Annotated in this window: 14 protein-coding genes; 10 read left to right on the top strand and 4 right to left on the bottom strand. The window is 36.0% G+C overall.

Translation table 11 applies throughout. From position 1 onward, the window contains the following. Nucleotides 1-77: 77 nt before the first annotated feature. Together LGQ90_RS00370 and LGQ90_RS00365 are read left to right on the top strand one after the other, a co-directional pair. On the top strand, nucleotides 78-755 hold the full coding sequence (locus LGQ90_RS00370) for a type 1 glutamine amidotransferase domain-containing protein (protein WP_229336969.1): 678 nt from the start codon (nucleotides 78-80) through the stop codon (nucleotides 753-755). A 250-nt stretch (nucleotides 756-1005) separates the two neighbouring features. Continuing rightward, a complete protein-coding gene (locus tag LGQ90_RS00365) occupies nucleotides 1006-1299 on the top strand; it encodes a GIY-YIG nuclease family protein (protein ID WP_229336967.1) in 294 nt (97 codons plus the stop codon). 232 nt (nucleotides 1300-1531) lie between these two features. Here LGQ90_RS00365 and LGQ90_RS00360 read toward each other — a convergent pair whose 3' ends face one another. Then, a complete protein-coding gene (locus LGQ90_RS00360) occupies nucleotides 1532-3664 on the bottom strand; it encodes a catalase (RefSeq protein WP_229336958.1) in 2133 nt (710 codons plus the stop codon). A gap of 291 nt (nucleotides 3665-3955) precedes the next feature. Here LGQ90_RS00360 and LGQ90_RS00355 point away from each other — a divergent pair, with 291 nt between their 5' ends. From LGQ90_RS00355 to LGQ90_RS00330, 6 genes are all read left to right on the top strand, one after another. Then, nucleotides 3956-4708 (top strand): LytR/AlgR family response regulator transcription factor, encoded by a 753-nt coding sequence (locus LGQ90_RS00355; protein ID WP_229336956.1) that lies wholly within the window; start codon nucleotides 3956-3958, stop codon nucleotides 4706-4708. Further along, the gene (locus tag LGQ90_RS00350) at nucleotides 4686-7670 is read left to right on the top strand and encodes a sensor histidine kinase (RefSeq protein WP_229336954.1); all 2985 of its coding nucleotides are present in this window, start codon (nucleotides 4686-4688) and stop codon (nucleotides 7668-7670) included. Before LGQ90_RS00355 ends, LGQ90_RS00350 begins: the two co-directional genes overlap by 23 nt. 421 nt (nucleotides 7671-8091) lie before the next feature. After that, nucleotides 8092-8811, top strand: coding sequence for a class I SAM-dependent methyltransferase (locus LGQ90_RS00345; RefSeq protein ID WP_229336947.1), 720 nt, complete (start codon nucleotides 8092-8094; stop codon nucleotides 8809-8811). Between the two features lie 228 nt (nucleotides 8812-9039). Continuing rightward, nucleotides 9040-9429, top strand: a complete 390-nt coding sequence (locus LGQ90_RS00340; RefSeq protein WP_229336945.1) for a (deoxy)nucleoside triphosphate pyrophosphohydrolase — start codon at nucleotides 9040-9042, stop codon at nucleotides 9427-9429. After that, nucleotides 9426-12563 carry a DEAD/DEAH box helicase gene (locus tag LGQ90_RS00335; protein WP_229336943.1) on the top strand — a complete coding sequence of 1046 codons (3138 nt, stop codon included), beginning with the start codon at nucleotides 9426-9428 and terminating at the stop codon, nucleotides 12561-12563. The genes LGQ90_RS00340 and LGQ90_RS00335 overlap by 4 nt, the downstream gene beginning before the upstream one ends. A 9-nt stretch (nucleotides 12564-12572) precedes the next feature. Then, nucleotides 12573-13553, top strand: a complete 981-nt coding sequence (locus LGQ90_RS00330) for an HNH endonuclease (RefSeq protein ID WP_229336941.1) — start codon at nucleotides 12573-12575, stop codon at nucleotides 13551-13553. A gap of 97 nt (nucleotides 13554-13650) precedes the next feature. On the opposite strand, the gene LGQ90_RS00325 is transcribed toward LGQ90_RS00330, so the two are convergent. Together LGQ90_RS00325 and LGQ90_RS00320 are read right to left on the bottom strand one after the other, a co-directional pair. Continuing rightward, on the bottom strand, nucleotides 13651-14892 hold the full coding sequence (locus LGQ90_RS00325) for an APC family permease (protein WP_229336939.1): 1242 nt from the start codon (nucleotides 14890-14892) through the stop codon (nucleotides 13651-13653). A gap of 339 nt (nucleotides 14893-15231) precedes the next feature. Beyond that, the gene (locus LGQ90_RS00320; protein WP_229336937.1) at nucleotides 15232-15456 is read right to left on the bottom strand and encodes a CDGSH iron-sulfur domain-containing protein; all 225 of its coding nucleotides are present in this window, start codon (nucleotides 15454-15456) and stop codon (nucleotides 15232-15234) included. A gap of 716 nt (nucleotides 15457-16172) precedes the next feature. On the opposite strand from LGQ90_RS00320, the gene LGQ90_RS00315 reads away from it, so the two are divergent. Beyond that, nucleotides 16173-16469: a type II toxin-antitoxin system HigB family toxin gene (locus LGQ90_RS00315; protein ID WP_229336935.1), complete on the top strand. Its 297-nt coding sequence runs from the start codon at nucleotides 16173-16175 to the stop codon at nucleotides 16467-16469. A gap of 11 nt (nucleotides 16470-16480) precedes the next feature. Further along, the gene (locus LGQ90_RS00310) at nucleotides 16481-16849 is read left to right on the top strand and encodes a helix-turn-helix domain-containing protein (RefSeq protein WP_229336933.1); all 369 of its coding nucleotides are present in this window, start codon (nucleotides 16481-16483) and stop codon (nucleotides 16847-16849) included. Between the two features lie 41 nt (nucleotides 16850-16890). On the opposite strand, the gene LGQ90_RS00305 is transcribed toward LGQ90_RS00310, so the two are convergent. Beyond that, nucleotides 16891-17622: an SOS response-associated peptidase gene (locus tag LGQ90_RS00305; RefSeq protein WP_229336931.1), complete on the bottom strand. Its 732-nt coding sequence runs from the start codon at nucleotides 17620-17622 to the stop codon at nucleotides 16891-16893. Between the last annotated feature and the right edge of the window lie 5 nt (nucleotides 17623-17627).

Genomic DNA, 17627 nt, shown 5'->3' with positions numbered 1-17627 from the left:
ATAGCTAACTTGGTTTTTACAGAAATCCTGAAATTTTTAAAATTTCGGGAACAGTAATAATCAAAAAAAAGAAAGCTATGAAAGTATTATTTGTACTCACTTCACACGACGAATTGGGGGATACAGGAAACAAAACAGGTTTTTGGATAGAAGAATTTGCCAATCCTTATTATAAATTATTAGATAAAGGGGTAGATATTACCGTTGCCACTCCTAAAGGAGGAAAAGCGCCTATAGATCCAAGCAGTGATACTGAAGATGCGCAGACTGAAGATACGAAACGTTTTAAAAATGATGAGGCGGCACAGAAGGTAATTAACACTACAAAAGTCCTTTCTGAAATACACCCTAAAGATTACGATGCAGTATTCTATCCGGGAGGACACGGCCCACTATGGGATCTCTCTAAAGATCAGGACTCTATCACCCTTATAGAAACATTCAATGCTGCAAAGAAACCAATAGGTTTTGTTTGCCATGCTCCTGCGGCTTTAAAAAATGTAAAAGGCAAGGATGGTGAGCCATTGGTGAAAGGAAAAAAAGTAACCGGTTTTACTAATACCGAAGAGAAAGCAGTGGAGTTAACCGAGGTGGTTCCTTTTTTAGTGGAAGATATGCTAAAGGAGAATGGCGGAATTTACTCTAAAGCGGGTGACTGGGAAGAATATGCCCTGGTGGACGGAAACCTTGTCACTGGACAAAATCCGGCTTCTTCCGGCCTGGTAGCCGAGAAATTATATGAAATGCTGAAATAATTTCGGAATAAATATTTTATAAAAAGACGGTCTAAAGAGTAAAATAAAATATCATTCAGATGAAAATATACTTTTTAGACCGTTATTTTTTATTACCCAATATAGAATTCTGAAATTATTGGTCTGATAAGACTCTTCGCTTTGCTCAGAGGGACACTCTCGTGTCAAAATGTGTATACTGAAGGAACATAGTAACTGAACAATCTCCATGTTTAGACAAGTAACTATTATATTTTAACTAATTTCCAGTGTGTTTTACGAGGGATGGCATACTTATTATATCTATATTCTTACTAATAAGAATATAGATGTATTATACACCGGCGTTACTAATAACCTTAAAAGACGTCTTAGCGAACATGCAGAAGGTGTGCGATTGAGAAAAAAATCATTTACAGCTCAATATCAGTGCATTTACCTTTTATATTATGAAAAATATACCTGGATACAGGAAGCCATTTTAAGGGAAAAAGAAATTAAAGGTTGGCTTAGAATCAAAAAAATAAACTTATTACCGATCATAATCCACACTGGGAATTCCTGAATGATCATTTTATTTGAGACTCTTCGCGTGGCTCTAAGTGACATCCACAAAATGTGTATTCTGAACGCCGCAAAGCGAAGTGAAGAATCTCATGTTGCAGAGACTCTTTGCTATGCTCAGAGTGACAACCAAATTCAAAATGTTTATTTTAGAAATAAAAAAAGGTCCGACTATTTTTAAAAGTTCCGGACCTTTTTTAATAAATGCTACAACGATAGTAGCCAGGAAAAATTTAAGCAGGAATATCCATCGCCGCTTTCTCTCTTTTCCAGTTACGGTGCATACTGATCGCTTTTATGAATTTTTTCGCCTGGGCATTAATGCAAACAGCTTCATCATCTTTAAAATCCTTCCCGTAAGTAGCATCAAAAAATTTCTCACCTTCAGCATCTACAGCTATTGCCTTGCAATGCTTAAGGGCTTCATTTACAAACTTCTTCGCTTTTGCCTGTTTCATAAGCGCTGCAATACTTTCTTTTCCGCCGGGGATATAAAGGGCATCAAAAAGAACACTTTCTGTGGTCATAAGCGCGTGATCTACTTTATGGGAGTCTCCTTTATCACACTTAATAGTACCGCCATGAACGCCAACTATTTCTAACATCGCGCCCGCCTCTTCCAGAGGTTTTTTCATTTTATTATAATCGCTTTCGCTAAAACCATCTCCTACCAGCATTGCGATCTTTCGGGTCGCTATGCCTTCTGAGGGCAGGTGCTCCTGGCTCAGGGCTTCAGATTTATCCAGGTACATCTTCTTAGGACCTGGTTGATGCTTTTTCACATCGGCATCTGCTCCAATAGCTTGATTTACCGGACCTTCAACCTCTTTTGGAATTTCCATTCCCAGGTTTTCAGCAACTTTTTTAGCGAGATTTTCATCTATCTGCTGAAGGATCCATAACATTCGCTCTTTAATATGATCGTAGGTACATTTACCTAATTCAAAAGAATAAGCCTGTATCACATGTTCCTGCTCGTGTTCCTTTAAACTACGGTAAAACAATGCCGGTTGAGAGAAATGATCATTAAAACTTTCACTTCGTTCCCTTATTTTTTTAGCATCTATACGCTCTTCATAACTGCTAAAACCACCTTCAGCTATCTTAGCCAGGTGAGGACATCCTCCACCAATAGAGTTTGGAAAATAGGCCGTTTTTCCTTTATTAACAGTCATTCTCATCTGCGCATCCCTCTGATTGTTATGCACCTCATTTACGGGACGGTTAATTGGTAGTTCGTGAAAGTTAGGACTTCCCAATCGTGACAATTGGGTATCTGTATAAGAGAATAATCTTCCCTGCAACAAGGGGTCATTGGTAAAATCTATTCCTGGCACTATATGTCCGGGATGAAAAGCTACCTGTTCGGTTTCCGCAAAGAAATTATCGGGGTTACGGTTAAGGGTCATTTTCCCAATACGTTTTACTGGAACCATTTCTTCCGGGATCAGTTTCGTAGGATCTAGCAGGTCAAAGTCAAATTTATGCTCGTCTTCCTCTGGCACCACCTGAAGTCCCAGTTCCCATTCAGGAAATTGTCCTGCCTCTATGGCATCCCAAAGATCTCTTCTATGGAAATCTGAATCGGCTCCATGCATTTTCACCGCTTCATCCCAGGTTACAGATTTCACTCCCAGTAAAGGTTTCCAGTGAAATTTCACGAAATGTGATTTGCCTTCCGCATTTACAAGTCTGAAGGTATGTATCCCAAAGCCTTCCATCATTCTTAAACTTCTCGGAATAGCCCTGTCGCTCATTACCCAGATCTGGTTATGCAGAGTTTCTGTGGTATGGGAAATAAAATCATAGAAAGTATCATGGGCTGAAGCTGCCTGGGGAATCTCCCGATCCGGTTCGGGTTTCACCGAGTGGATCAGGTCTGGAAATTTCATCGCGTCCTGAATAAAGAAAATGGGCATATTATTTCCCACCAGGTCAAATATACCTTCCTCGGTATAGAATTTAGTAGCAAAACCGCGAACATCCCGGGCCATATCTGCCGATCCTTTTGAACCGGCCACAGTAGAGAACCGAACAAATACTGGAGTTTTCCTGGAAGTATCGGTAAAGATCCCGGCTTTGGTGATCTCTTCCTGACTTTCATACAGTTCAAAATATCCATGGGCTCCACTTCCGCGGGCATGAACGATCCTTTCCGGAATTCGTTCGTGATCAAAGTGAGTGATCTTTTCCCTAAGGATAAAATCTTCTAAAAGTGTGGCGCCACGTTCTCCGGCTTTAAGGGAATTATTGGTGTCATTAACTTTTAAGCCCTGGTTGGTCGTCATTGTTTTTCCTTCCGCATCAGAAATATTCTTCTGTAGGTCATCTGCTTTTTTAGATGCCTTTTTCTTGTCTTCTTTCATAAAATCGTTTGAATAAATTGTTTCTTAAAGTTAGATGATTTAGTAGCGCGAAGTTGTAAATGAACTGTTAAGCAATGGCCAAAAGCTCACAAAATTGAGGAGCTGTTAAAATTGATTTATGGCTAATAATTGTTTTTAAACAATACAAAATAAGTTCCTTAAATACAGATCGGGGAATAATTAGCTTATATCTGGATGTAACTACAAAAACAAAAAAACATGGCTTTCACCGCGGGTTTTCATTACACCGAAAGAAGTTATATATTCTTCATATAATTGTAGTTTTATTATATGATTAAAGCAGTAATAATTGACGACGAAATAAATGCCCAAAGTTTATTGGAGAAAACGCTTTACCGGCATTTCCCTAATAAATTCAATATTGTTGAAAAATGCAATTCGGTAGATTCTGGTGTACTTGCCATTAAGAAACATGAGCCGGAGTTGGTCTTTTTAGACATTCAAATGCCTGAAAAAAATGGTTTTGAATTGTTCAGGTATTTTGATGTTGTAAATTTTGAAGTCATATTTACCACAGCTTACAATCAATTTGCCATAAAAGCGATAAAGCGCAGCGCCCTGGATTATTTACTAAAACCTATAAATCATCTGGAGCTTTCTGATGCCGTTAAAAGGTTTGAGACCAGGAACCAAGGAAGCTCTGCCCAGAAAAAATTATCCTTATTGCTGGAGAACCTTAATGTAAATGACCAGAACGTAAGTAAAATTGCTTTCCCGACCCTCGAAGGATTTGAACTGATTCATTCCAATCAAATATTATATTGCAGGGCCGAGAGTAATTACTGTTGCATAAAGAAAATTGACGGTTCCCTGAAAACGGCCTCGAAAACCTTAAAATATGTGGAAGAGATACTTCCCGGGAAGTCTTTCCAAAGGATTCATAAAAGCTACGTCATTAACCTGAATTATGTGGTAAGATACCATAAAGCGAATAAGGAAGTTGAATTAACCAATGGAGAGAAACTGCCTGTTTCTTTCCGAAAAGAAGAAGAATTTATCAATGCCATTCTACAAAACCATTAGATTTTTTCTCTTTTCCTTATTATGGTTTAATGTAGCCTTTTCCCAGAATTTCCCCGGTAAAAATTATACAGCTGCCAACGAATTGCCAAACAATGCCGTTAGATCTTTGTTAGTAGACAGCAATAATATTCTCTGGATTGGTACAGATAACGGGGTGGTTAAAAAAGAAAATGACGTCTTTAAATACTTTTTTGAAGAGGATGGTTTAGCCCTGAACAGCTGTTGGGCCATTGCAGAAGATAAAAATAAAAAGCTATGGTTTGGAAGCTATGGCGAAGGTATCAGTGTTTATGATGGATTCAAATTCAGGGTTCTTTCAGAGAAACACGGCCTGGTTCACAATCAGGTAACCAAATTGTTTTCGAAGGGAAACTATATGTACGTTGGAACCAGCAATGGTGTTTCCAGGATAGATATCAATACTTTTAAAATTGATTCCTGGAGTATTCCTGCGGAAGAGGAGCTTTTCAGGATAACTGGTTTTTTTGAGTATAAGCGGAAGGTCTACCTGGCAAGCTATAAAGCCGGAATCTATAAATTTACCGAGGAAAAGAATAACACCCAATTAGTAAAGCTTAATGCTCACAAGAATATCTATGCTGTTTTTAAGGATAAAGACAGTATTTACAGCAGTAACCAGGGTTTTTTCACAAAAAACAACCTTGCAGATTATGTAAACGGAAAAGACACGCTATCCGCAGATAAAGCTGGCACCTCCATCATATGGGACTACGTAAAAACAAAAGATGATCAGGTTTTTGCTGCTGCCTGGGGAATTTATGATACTAACGGCGGCATCTACGAGATACAGGATGATGCTTTTATGTCCCGGGCTTCAGAATTCAATATTCCAAGTAAAGAAGTGATCTCTCTGGCCTATGATCCAGACTTTGAAAAACTATATGCGGGAACCAGGGATGCCGGCTTGTTTGAGATCGCCTTAAAGCCTCAGATAAAATTCCATGAGATCGAAGAAAAAAATGTGCTCGGTTTTGCAAGGACTGATGGGACCTCCGCAGTTTTAATGAACGATGCGATTATTTTAAAAAATGCTGAAAATGAGCATAGGCTTGGTTTATCGCAATTAAAACAATGGCAGGAGAATTATGTACGGAATACTAATATACCCCTGCCAAAACATGCAGATGATTTTTATGAACTGGATTATACGACCAGGGCTGCTGATATTAGTTTTTATGATATAAAAGTATCTGGAAATGTATTCTGGATAAACACCAATATTGGTGTGTTTGCCATTAAAGCTTCCGGCGAATTAAAGCACTACCTGCCTGTACATTCAGAAGAGATCAATTTTACGCCAGACGGCCATCTTATAGAGACCAATCCTTATGGTGGTGTTAGGGTATATAGCGATCTGGATGCTTTAGATTACATCCATTATAACCAGGAAGATCCTCAAACGCCCACCATGGTGGTTAATAGTTTACAAAAGGATGATAAAACTTATTTCCTGTCTGTTTTTTCAGGTCTTTATGTCTGGAAGAAAAATGACTTTCATTCTTATTTACAAAATGGGATCTGGGGCGAGAAAAAATTAAGGCACATTAGCACTTTCGGGAAAGATCTGGCAATTTCAAATGAGTTCGGGGATGTATTTATCGTAAACGATAACAATTCATTTGAATTATTAAAAAAGATCCCCCGGGCAAAGATACAGGGGAATACCATTTCATTTTTAAAGGAATACCGCGGGAATTTATTAATTGGGACCGAAAAAGGATTAAGTCTTTATAACGAAGACCGTTATATCTTCATTGACGAAGAACAGGGATTACAACAACCTTTACTCAGCGCAGAAGTGAATAAAAATATATTGACTATTGGCAGCAAGGATGGGTTTTATAATATAGACCTCGATGCCATTAGCGATACAAATGCTTTGGTGAAGAGTATAGAGATCAAGGAAGTTTTTACCAATAATGCTAAATTTCCTTCCGGCCAGTATATCGATAAAGAGGACATAAGGCTTCCTTATAACGAAAATACGGTCTTACTTAAATTTAGTACGAATGCACATCCCTATCCGCATAAATTAAAATATCAATATAGATTGAATGCCAGTGAAAACTGGAGTCTTCCTACTTCCAAACCTGAGATATTCCTGCCTTTTTTACCTTCAAATGACTATGAGGTGGATGTAAAGGTCCTGGATCAAAGTACCGGTCTAAATTATACAGATTCCCTGGTAAAACTGTCTATACTCCCACCCTACTGGCAAACCTGGTGGTTCATAGCCCTGATCATAAGTTCGATATTACTGGCGGTATATGTATTTTATAAATTTCAGATCAACCAGGCCAGGAGATTCGAAGCACAAAAAAGGTTGATCCAGAAGCGTTTTGAAGAGACAAAAATGGAGGCTTTACTGGCCCAGATGAATCCGCATTTTATTTTTAATGCCATGAATTCCATCCAGAATTATATCATGGACAGTGATATAGATAATGCCAGTGTATTTTTAGGTGATTTCGCCAAATTGATCAGGTTAAATCTGGATCACTGTACCAAACCAAGTATTTTACTCGTGGAAGAAATTGAATACCTGCAATCCTATATTCGGGTAGAAAACACCCGCTTTAATAATAATATTAAGGTTGTCATGGAAATAGATCCTAGGATCGACACCTATGAAGTTGAAATTCCTACCATGTTGCTGCAAAGCTTTGTAGAGAATGTTTTTGTACACGCGTTCCCTGCGAGTATACAGAATCCAACTTTAAAAATTTCCTTCAACTTGTTGACAGAAAATATATTGCAATGCAAGATTGAAGATAATGGGGCAGGCTTTTCTGAAAACTCCGGAAACAAATTGCATAAATCCAGAGGAGTTAGTCTGGTTAAGGAGCGCTTAGCTTTACTTGGCTATGATGTTGAAGAAACAATCCAGATAAATTCTGAAAAAAATAAAGGTACTTCCGTTATAATTAATCTGAAGATCTAACGATAACTTTCAAATTCGATACGTTTACTAAATGCTTATCTTTCGCTTTAACATAATATTTAGTTTTATAACAAATTAGAGCAAGTGGCGGCTACACCATTATTGGGGTTGCTTTCAAATTATATATTATGAGTAGGGTCGTAATACATAATTGGGGTTTCGTAGCTGCAGCTTCTCTAATCTTTTAATTAATAGTCCGATCCTTGTGATCGAGGAATTGTTTGGAACACAAAACCACTGGCGAACCTGTATTTGGTAGTGGTTTTTTTATTTTTAAGTTCAACTAAGAGGTATTCTAAAAATGTTTTATTCCGGGTTCTAAATAATGCTCATGTTCTAAAAGAAATTTCAGACTCATATATCCCGAAATGATCTCTTTTACACAGGCTTTCCGTAACTTTATGATATCCAAAATCATATCATGAAAAAGTATATTTACTCCTTACTCATCCTGACTGTTTCCCTGTTCTTTTTTCAATGCAAAGGACAAACCGAAAATACCAGTGAAAACTACGTCTTTAAAACCGGCAGTTTTGATGGTATTGGAAAGTTCTATAAAGGTCGTGAGATCTCACATGTGATGGGCTTCCTAGGAATGAGCTGGTTAGAACGGCCGGAACGTGAAAAGGAAGAAAACACCAGCAGACTTATTAAAAATATGAACATCCTGCCCGATGACCGCATTGCAGATATTGGCGCAGGTTCGGGTTACCATGTCTTTAAAATGGCGCCACTCGCCAAAGAAGGCCTCATTTACGCTGTAGATATACAGGACGAAATGCTACAAGCCATTAAAAAAGCAAAAAAGGAAGCAGACCTGGAAAACATCAAAATTTTAAAAGGCTCAGAAAAAAGTGTGAACCTGCCGGCAAACTCGGTAGATAAGATCCTGATGGTAGATGTGTATCACGAATTCAGTTATCCGGTGGAAATGCTAACTTCCATGCACAAGGCGTTACGGGAAAATGGTGAAATATACCTTATTGAATATCGTGGGGAAGATGCTTCTATCCCTATAAAAAAACTGCATAAAATGACCGAAGCACAAGCTGTTAAGGAATTTAAGGCGAATGGCTATGTTCTCAAGGAAAACATCAGCAACCTACCCTGGCAGCATTGTATGGTGTTTGTAAAGGAGTGATTTTATTTTAAATGCTTAGTTTGCTAGGTGGTTTTATTGCTGTTCTGGAAAAATTAGTAAGCCGGAATGCCTAGCCTGAAAATCAGATTTAAAAGCTAAGAAAATATACTTATTAATATTCATGATTTTGTTGAAGTGTATGGATAAAACGTTAAAAAGTAATTTCAATTAAAAAGAGATTATACAATTAAACATGTATTTTTAATTTGAACAATAATTTAAAGTCGGTTGATTCAAGTTACCTGTGCATTAATAGAAGATAATGATCGAATTTTATGCGCCCAACGCAGTGCAGAAATGAAGCTTCCTTTGAAGTGGGAGTTCCCAGGAGGGAAACTGGAGAATGGAGAAACACTCGAAGATTGTCTTAAACGAGAAATTAAAGAAGAGCTAGGATTAGAAATAACAATCTTAGAACGACTTCCATCAAACACACATAAATATTCAGAAAATAAGATTATTAAACTTATCCCATTTCGCTGTTCCCTACAAACCTCAGAAATCGATTTAAAAGAACATTCTAAAATAGAATGGGCTGCTATTTGGCAATTAGAAAATTTTGACTGGGCTGAAGCAGATATACCAATTGTTCAACATTATATACAGAATTTTAAATGAGTTTTGAAACCGGACTTTACGAACAGCTAATAAATAAATTGGTATCTAATAAATTAGATACACTTGACTGTCAAAAATTCCACATTAGCGAAACACTTTTAGATAAAGAGGAGGCGTCACAATATTTAAGTCTGTATTTATCAGAAACAATCCGATTTGCTTTGAATGAAATCAAAGAAAAGGACAGGCCATTAAGACAAATCGAAATCTCTAATAAGATTATTAAATTATTAGCTGAGGAACTTAAAAACATAGATTTAGCAGACAACTTAATTGAAAACGAAGGCAGAATACTTGAAGCTGTTTTTTCTAAATCTAACTTTCCATATTCAAATTTAAAAGATCGTCTAAAAGAAATAACACCGTATACGCGTCTTAGTCAAAGTGAATTATTTACAGGGAATAATACTGGAATCTCTTTAGAAAGTGAGATCAAAAAGGAAATCCTTTCTGCCGATGAAATTTGCTGGCTTGTCTCTTTTATTAAATATTCTGGGATCCGAATTTTTAAAAAAGAATTAGAAGAATTTACTAATAGTGGTAAGAAGTTAAAAATTATCACAACTTCCTATATGGGTGCTACAGATGCCAAAGCTGTAGAATACTTATCTTCCTTACCCAATACTGAAATTAAAGTTTCTTATAATGTTGAACACGAACGATTACATGCGAAGGCATATTTATTTTTAAGAAATTCAGGATTTCATACTGGTTATATTGGTTCATCTAATCTTTCTCGGTCTGCTTTGACAAACGGACTTGAATGGAACTTGAAAGTTACTACCCAGGAAATTGGCCACATTATAGATAAATTTCAAAAAACTTTTGAAACTTACTGGCTAGACCCAGAATTCGAATTTTATGAAAAGGGAAAGGATCAAGAAAAACTCATAGCTTCTTTAAAAAGGCAGAGCAATCAAGGAGTAAATCTGATAACTACTTTTTTTGATCTTAAACCTTATCCTTATCAGGAAGAAATTCTTTCCAAACTTGATTCCGAAAGGATTATTCATAATCGGAATAAAAACTTATTGGTAGCTGCAACAGGAACCGGTAAAACTGTGATATCGGCTTTCGATTTTAAACGTTTTAAAAATTCTAATCCAAATCCTAAATTTTTATTTGTTGCACATCGTAAAGAAATACTCGAACAAGCGCAAAGAACTTTTCAGCATGTATTGCGCGATTCAAACTTTGGAGAACTTTGGGTAGGAGGTTATGAACCTCAAAAATATGATCAACTATTTGCTTCAGTTCAAACCTTAAATAATAGACTTAAAAAGCTAGAGCTCGGTGATGATTTCTTCGATTATATTATAGTTGATGAGGTTCACCATATTAAAGCGGAGAGTTATAGACCAATTCTAAAAAGATTCAATCCTCAGATTTTATTAGGTCTTACCGCTACACCAGAAAGAATGGATGGTGGAGATATCACTGGTGATTTTCACAATAAGATTGCAGCCGAAATTCGTCTTCCAGAAGCCTTAAATAGAAAATTACTTTCTCCCTTTCAATACTTTGCTCTTTCAGATTCTATTGATTTAACAACTGTCAACTGGAGACAAGGAAAATATGATATTAATGAGCTAACTAAATTATATACTGAAGATGATCGTCGACTAGGAGATATTTTGAAAAACTGCGAAGAATATCTAACCGATGTAAATGATGTTCAAGCACTAGGATTTTGTGTAAGTCAGGAACACGCCAGATATATGGCTGAAAATTTTACACGTGTGGGACTGAAAGCCGATTATTTAGTAAGCTCAAATAGCTCTAACAGGGATGAATTAAGAAATAAATTATACAAGAAGGAGATTAATTATCTATTTGTGGTTGACATATTTAACGAAGGTGTAGATATTCCAGAAATTGATACGGTTTTATTTCTCAGACCTACTGAGAGCTTAACTATATTTCTTCAGCAATTAGGTCGCGGTCTAAGGCTCGCAGAAAATAAAGATTGTCTTACCGTCCTTGATTTTGTAGGTAATGCTAGACCTGAATATGATTTTGAGCATAAATTCAGAGCTTTGATTGGAAAAACTCATACTTCTGTAATTAAAGAAATTGAAGATGAATTTCCTCATTTACCATTAGGCTGTTCAATTGTTTTAGAAAGAAAAGCTAAAGAAATAATCCTCAAAAATATTAAAGAAGCCACTGAATTTAGAAGACCTCAACTAGTTCAGAAAATTAAAAGCTTTAAAAATCATTCTTCATTACCACTTACGCTTTCAAATTTTATTGAATTTCATCACTTAAGACTCCAACAAATTTATAAGAAGGGAAGTTGGAATAGATTATGTGCGGAAGCGGGAGTAATTGAAGAATTTTCAGAACCTAATGAAAAAGAGATTGCCAATTTTATTAGCAATAGATTGATAAGTTGTAATTCAGTTAGTTATTTGAAGTTCATCAAAAACTTATGTCAATCGAACTTCAGTAATTTGAATTTTTCTGAAATAGAAAGGTTGAAGGCCCTAATGCTTCATTACGATATATGGCAAAAATCAGGACCTGATTGTAATTTCAATAACTTAAATGAAAGTCTGCACCAGATTTCTAAAAATCCAAGAATGATTGATGAAATTCTTGAAGTAGTAGAACTATTAATGGAGGAAATAGATTTTGTGGAAAAACCCATCCAACTTGGATTTGAATTTCCTCTAAAAATTCATAGTAGATATAACCGTAACCAAATTCTAGTTGCTATCAGAAGGCATAAGTTCAAAAAAGCTAAGCCAAGTAGAGAAGGTGCATCCTATGAAAAATCAATAAATACTGAAGCTTTATTTGTAACCTTGAAAAAGTCTGACAAAGATTACTCCCCTACGACTATGTATGAAGATTATGCACTGAATAAAAATCTTTTTCATTGGCAAACACAAAATAGTGCTTCGCCCAATACTCCTAAGGGACAAGCCTATATAAAAAGTAAAAAAAACGTGCTCCTTTTTGTAAGAGAACAGGCTAAAGATGAATATGGTTTTACTATGGGCTATGTATTTTTAGGAGAAGCTATTTTTCAGAAACATTCCGGAGAAAAACCTATGAATATAGAGTGGAAATTAGAAGAAGCAATGCCTGCATATATTTTAAAGGAAAGTCAAAAATTGGCGGTTGGTTAAGAAGAATCTATGACAGAAGAAACCATCGCGAAATATTTGAATTATTTTAAAAAGCTAAACAGAGGCTACACTAAAAATCTCGGTCGTGCTCCCCATAAACCCATCTTATTACTTTCAGTGCTTCAATTGGTTAAAAGTGGAAGTATTGATTCTAATAAAATCTTTATAACTGCAGATTTAATTTTAGCGTTTAAAAGAAATTGGAAGCAGTTGGTTGATTCGGCACATTCCCCTAACTTTTCTCTTCCTTTTTACCATATGCATTCTGAACCATTTTGGTATCTCATTCCAAAGGCAGGAAAGAAGATTATTCTAACGAAATCCAAGAGTATAAAAAGTTTTAAATCCTTAAAAGAAAATATAGCTTACGCTGAAATTGACAGAGAATTATTTTTAATATTCCAAAATCCAATTTCTCAGACTTTGTTTGAACAATACCTTCTTGATCAATACTTTCCTTCTACTAAGAGTGAATATTCAGATCAAGAGAAAACATATGAAGAGAGCTTTATAGAAAATTCTATTTTAAATGAATCCACAGAAGTTTATCAAAATCAAATTCGCAGTTTAAGAGACCGCTTAGAAGAGGACGAATTCGAAGAAGAAATTTTTGTTCGGGGCGGGCTTTTTAAAAGAACTGTTCCCAAAATCTATGATTTCACGTGTTCTATTTCGGGAATGAAAATCACTTCTACTCACAGTGTGCAGATGATAGATGCTTGTCATATATATCCCTTTAGTCTTTCTAATGATGACACCATTCCCAATGGAATTGCACTTTCCCCCAATCTTCATCGTGCCTTTGACCGCGGATTGATTACCATAAACAGTGATTATATTGTTAGGGTATCTCCTTCTATTTCAGAAAATGACTCTACCTTCTCTTTATCCCAATTTGAAGGAAAACAAATTTCTCTACCAAAGAAATTATCATGGTATCCTTCTATTGAATATTTAAATTGGCATAATAAAGAAGTCTATTTATTATAGAATACAAAGTATAAAATTGGTAACACCAATTAATTCAGGAGTATAACGAATAAAAATATTCACTATTTATAAGTCCCGGGATTGATAAAAAATTCTATTACGCATTCCCCTGGAACAGGTTATAAAGATTAAACCCAAATAAAATAAGAATCGTAATCAGGGCAATGACTGTGGGAACAGGAATATTATTAATATTCCATGGGATCTTAAATATACCTTCTTCATCCTGGTCTTTATTTTTTATACGAAAACTTAGAAGTGCGATATTTACCATTCCGAAAAGGCAGAACACAAAAATGTTACTTATAGAAGCTACTATTTTTAAATTACCAATAAGTCCAAAGGCTATGGTCACCACGGCAACTGCAATAATCGCGTAGTTGGGTGTTTTTTCTCCCATTCCGCTAAGGGTCGTAAACTTTCTAAGCCAGGATATTTCACTATCGCGGGCTACATCATAAAGCATACGTGAAGTTCCTAAAATATTGCTTAATATGGTCTTGCTGGTGGCAAAAAGTGCTACGATCACCAGAATGGTTCCGCCTATCGCACCCCATTGAGATTCAATAATAGCGGCTAAGGGCCCATCCTGTTGAGACAGGTCTTCAGCACTAAATGTGCTAATGGCACTGATGGCGATCATCACATAAAACACGAAAACTATGATCCCGCTAAGAAGCACTCCTTTAGGCAGTACTTTTTTTGCATCTTTGGTCTCTTCCGCCAGTTTTACAAGATCTTCGAAGCCTACATAACTGAAGAAAATAAGCGCTGCCCCGGCCAGGATCCCGGTGAAACCTTCATCTCCCATCTCAAAATAGGCCACATTGCCCCAGTCTGGAATACAGAATCCAATAACAAGAGCCAGACCCAACAAGGTGATGGCCGTGGCAAACTTGTTATAATAGGAACTTATTTTAGAGCCTACGATATTAAAGGCTGCCATCGCCAGAACAATACCAATCACGGCGATCCAGTTAGGTATTTCAATTAGCCTGCTCAGATATTCCGAGAAACTTATCGCTATGGCCGCCGGGGCCACAATTCCCGTAAAGGCAATAAAAACAGCCATAATTAAGGCCGTTCTTTCATTCATCCCCTGTTTGATATATTCAAAACTTCCACCAGCATCGGGAAACCGACTAACAAATTCAGCATAGGATAGTCCGGTAAGTAAGGCAACCGCAGCGGCCACTGCAAAACTGGCCCAGAGCATATTCCCGCTTAAACCGGCCGCCTGACCTATGATTGCATAGATCCCGGCACCTACTATTCCTCCTACTCCAAACATTAAAATATCCCAGAAGCCTAATGATCTCTTAAGTTTTTCTTTACTCATAATCTGTGGTTAGTTCAGTTAAAAACACTTAAACTAATAATTTTGATGTAATTAGCCATGGTACAAATCCATTTTTGGGCATCTGGGAACTGTTCCCGCTGACTACCTGAAAAAAGTACTGGACAAATTCAGAAATCAGGTAACCTAGAAAAAGCAGGAAAGCCAATGCCCTTGCTTTGGTTTGACCTTTACAAAATTAGTATGAGAGAAAATCTTTAATTATATGTAGCTGAAGAAAATATTGATGAAACTGCAGTAATAACAATTTCATCAATAATCATTTGTTAACCTCTGAATAGAGCAAGGAATTTATAAATAATATCCTGTTGTAGTGATGAGTTATTTCTTCAAATCTGGAAGATCAAAGGCTATGGCTTCGTGTTCAAAATGTTTTCGATGTGAGCCATCGCAAAAAGGTTTGTTGGAAGATAGCCCGCAACGACATACAGAAATTAATTCCCTGCCGCCAAGTCCGTAGTTATTTCCATCTTTATCCACCATTTCAAAGTCACCTTCAATTTTAATGCTTCCGTTATTGAGTACAGTCAGTTTTGTTTTCGACATCAGTTTATTTTTATTGAAAAATAGCTAAATTAATATGAAAGAGATCATGAATTATCAAGAACAATTACTTAATCCAAAATGGCAATGTTAAACATAACAAGATTTTAGAACGGGATAAGAGAAAATGTGTCAATTGTTCTAATAAAACTTTTGAAAAAAGAATCAAATCCTAAGTTCACCGAGGAGACGAAACAATAAGTTTTTTCTCCAATTGACAAGAATAGCTCATGGACTTCGATTTCGAATTTACACATAAATCACAAATATTACAGGTTTAAAGGCGTGGGAATATCCAGATGACGCTTTAACTACCTTATGCTGGGAATGTCATGAAAATTTACATAAAGAAACTATAGTTCCTAAATTAGATAGAAATGGCCAAGAAATTGGAGGAATATGTTCGAGATTACACGGTGCTGGAGTTTTTCCCGAATATTCTCATCTATATTTTAGAATATGTTTTAAATTTGATGACTATAGATATGAGCAAAACTAATAAACTACCCCTAACAACGATTCACTGCAAATAGACGACACCGTTAGTAAAAAATAATTAAATTTCACAACAAATCAGGTCTAAGCCGACAAATCCGTGTCCCTTACTCCGCCAACTAGCAATAACCGAAAACGTTGTGATGCAATTTTTTTCATAAAGTTTTCTACTTAAAAGTTCTAAAATAGAGAACTTTAATTATCTTTGTTCTAGATTTTTTAGAATGAAAAGAATAGTTTCAAAAAAGACATTAAGAGAATTCTGGGAAAAACATTCTGATTCAGAACAGTATTTAAAAACCTGGTACGAAACAGCTAAAACTTCCAATTGGAATTCTCCAAATGATATAAAGAACACTTATATAAATGCCAGCATTTTAAAAAATAGTAGAGTCGTTTTCAACATAAAAGGAAACTCATATAGATTAATCGTAAAATTTAATTACCACAGACAATGGGCTTTTGTAAGATTTGTCGGAACACATGCAGAATATGATAAAATAGATGCTGACACAATTTAAAAACTAAAGTTATGAATATTAAACCTTTAAAAAACGAACAAGATTACGAGAAAGCTTTAGAAAGGCTTGAGGTAATATTTGATGCTCCAGCTAATTCACAAGAAGGAGACGAGGCAGAAATTCTTTCAATGTTAATCGATAATTATGAAAATGAACATTATCCAATAGAAGCTCCAGATCCAATTGAAGCAATAAAAATCAGAATGGAAGAAATGAATCTTAAACAAAAAGATTTAGTTGGAGTAATGGGTGGAAAAAGTAGAGTTTCAGAAATTTTGAACAAAAAGAAAAGATTGACAGTAGATATGATTAGAGAATTGGAAGGAATTCTACATATTTCTGCTTCTGTATTGGTCACTAATTACCAGTTGTCGAAGTAAAAAAAAGCACACAACCCCCTATAACTCTAATTTTAAAAGGATTACGGTAAATTTGTATCTATAGCTTCCACCGGTTCAATAACCTTTTCGGTATTCTTAATTTCCCAGTTTTTTTTTAGTCTATAGTTAATTACAGGATGAGCGGTAAAAGATTTAGCTGTAAAACCTTCCTGCATAATATCTTTTATAATTTGCTCACTCTGGCCTTCCGCTATCCAATCCTCTTCATATTTCCTGTCTAATACCAGGGGCATTCGCTTCGCTTTATTATGCACCTTTTCAAATAAAGGATTGGCATCTACGGTTATTAAACTGGTATAATAACTTCCTTCACCGTCACTGGTATAAATTCCTGCAAAGGTGAAAAGCTGCCTTTCTTTATAGGTCTTACTTTCTTCCAGGTAACAAAAATATGGCTGGCTTTCCTTTCCCACATGATGGGGTTCAAAAAAACCATCTGCAAATATTAAACACCTTGCCTCACGTATTGGTTTACCATATAATCTGGAATCGAAAACTTTGTCATCCCGGGCATTCAGGGTATTATATTTTCCACTTTTATAGAATTCCTTAGGTTCAGCATAATCTGGCACCAAGCCCCAGCTTGCCGGATACCAATGTTTTGGTTCATCCATAGGAATAATGTAGACCTGGTTATGAGTAAAACCATCGTTTAAAAAATAGGGTTCTAGAATATCTGAGGCTACAGAAGGTCTATTGAGATAATTTTCAATATTTTTTTCAGATTGGTTTAAAGAAGCCTGATAACACATAATTT

The organism is Christiangramia sediminis (genome assembly GCF_020552705.1).
Classification (GTDB): Bacteria; Bacteroidota; Bacteroidia; order Flavobacteriales; family Flavobacteriaceae; genus Christiangramia; species Christiangramia sediminis.
This window is presented reverse-complemented; position numbering and strand designations above follow the sequence as displayed.

Excerpts from the sequence above, each read along its gene's own strand:
- LGQ90_RS00370 (WP_229336969.1), top strand. The coding sequence starts at position 78 with ATGAAAGTATTATTTGTACTCACTTCACACGACGAATTGGGGGATACA.
- LGQ90_RS00360 (WP_229336958.1), bottom strand. The coding sequence starts at position 3,664 with ATGAAAGAAGACAAGAAAAAGGCATCTAAAAAAGCAGATGACCTACAG.
- LGQ90_RS00355 (WP_229336956.1), top strand. The coding sequence starts at position 3,956 with ATGATTAAAGCAGTAATAATTGACGACGAAATAAATGCCCAAAGTTTA.
- LGQ90_RS00350 (WP_229336954.1), top strand. The coding sequence starts at position 4,686 with ATGCCATTCTACAAAACCATTAGATTTTTTCTCTTTTCCTTATTATGG.
- LGQ90_RS00345 (WP_229336947.1), top strand. The coding sequence starts at position 8,092 with ATGAAAAAGTATATTTACTCCTTACTCATCCTGACTGTTTCCCTGTTC.
- LGQ90_RS00335 (WP_229336943.1), top strand. The coding sequence starts at position 9,426 with ATGAGTTTTGAAACCGGACTTTACGAACAGCTAATAAATAAATTGGTA.
- LGQ90_RS00330 (WP_229336941.1), top strand. The coding sequence starts at position 12,573 with ATGACAGAAGAAACCATCGCGAAATATTTGAATTATTTTAAAAAGCTA.
- LGQ90_RS00325 (WP_229336939.1), bottom strand. The coding sequence starts at position 14,892 with ATGAGTAAAGAAAAACTTAAGAGATCATTAGGCTTCTGGGATATTTTA.
- LGQ90_RS00320 (WP_229336937.1), bottom strand. The coding sequence starts at position 15,456 with ATGTCGAAAACAAAACTGACTGTACTCAATAACGGAAGCATTAAAATT.
- LGQ90_RS00315 (WP_229336935.1), top strand. The coding sequence starts at position 16,173 with ATGAAAAGAATAGTTTCAAAAAAGACATTAAGAGAATTCTGGGAAAAA.
- LGQ90_RS00310 (WP_229336933.1), top strand. The coding sequence starts at position 16,481 with ATGAATATTAAACCTTTAAAAAACGAACAAGATTACGAGAAAGCTTTA.
- LGQ90_RS00305 (WP_229336931.1), bottom strand. The coding sequence starts at position 17,622 with ATGTGTTATCAGGCTTCTTTAAACCAATCTGAAAAAAATATTGAAAAT.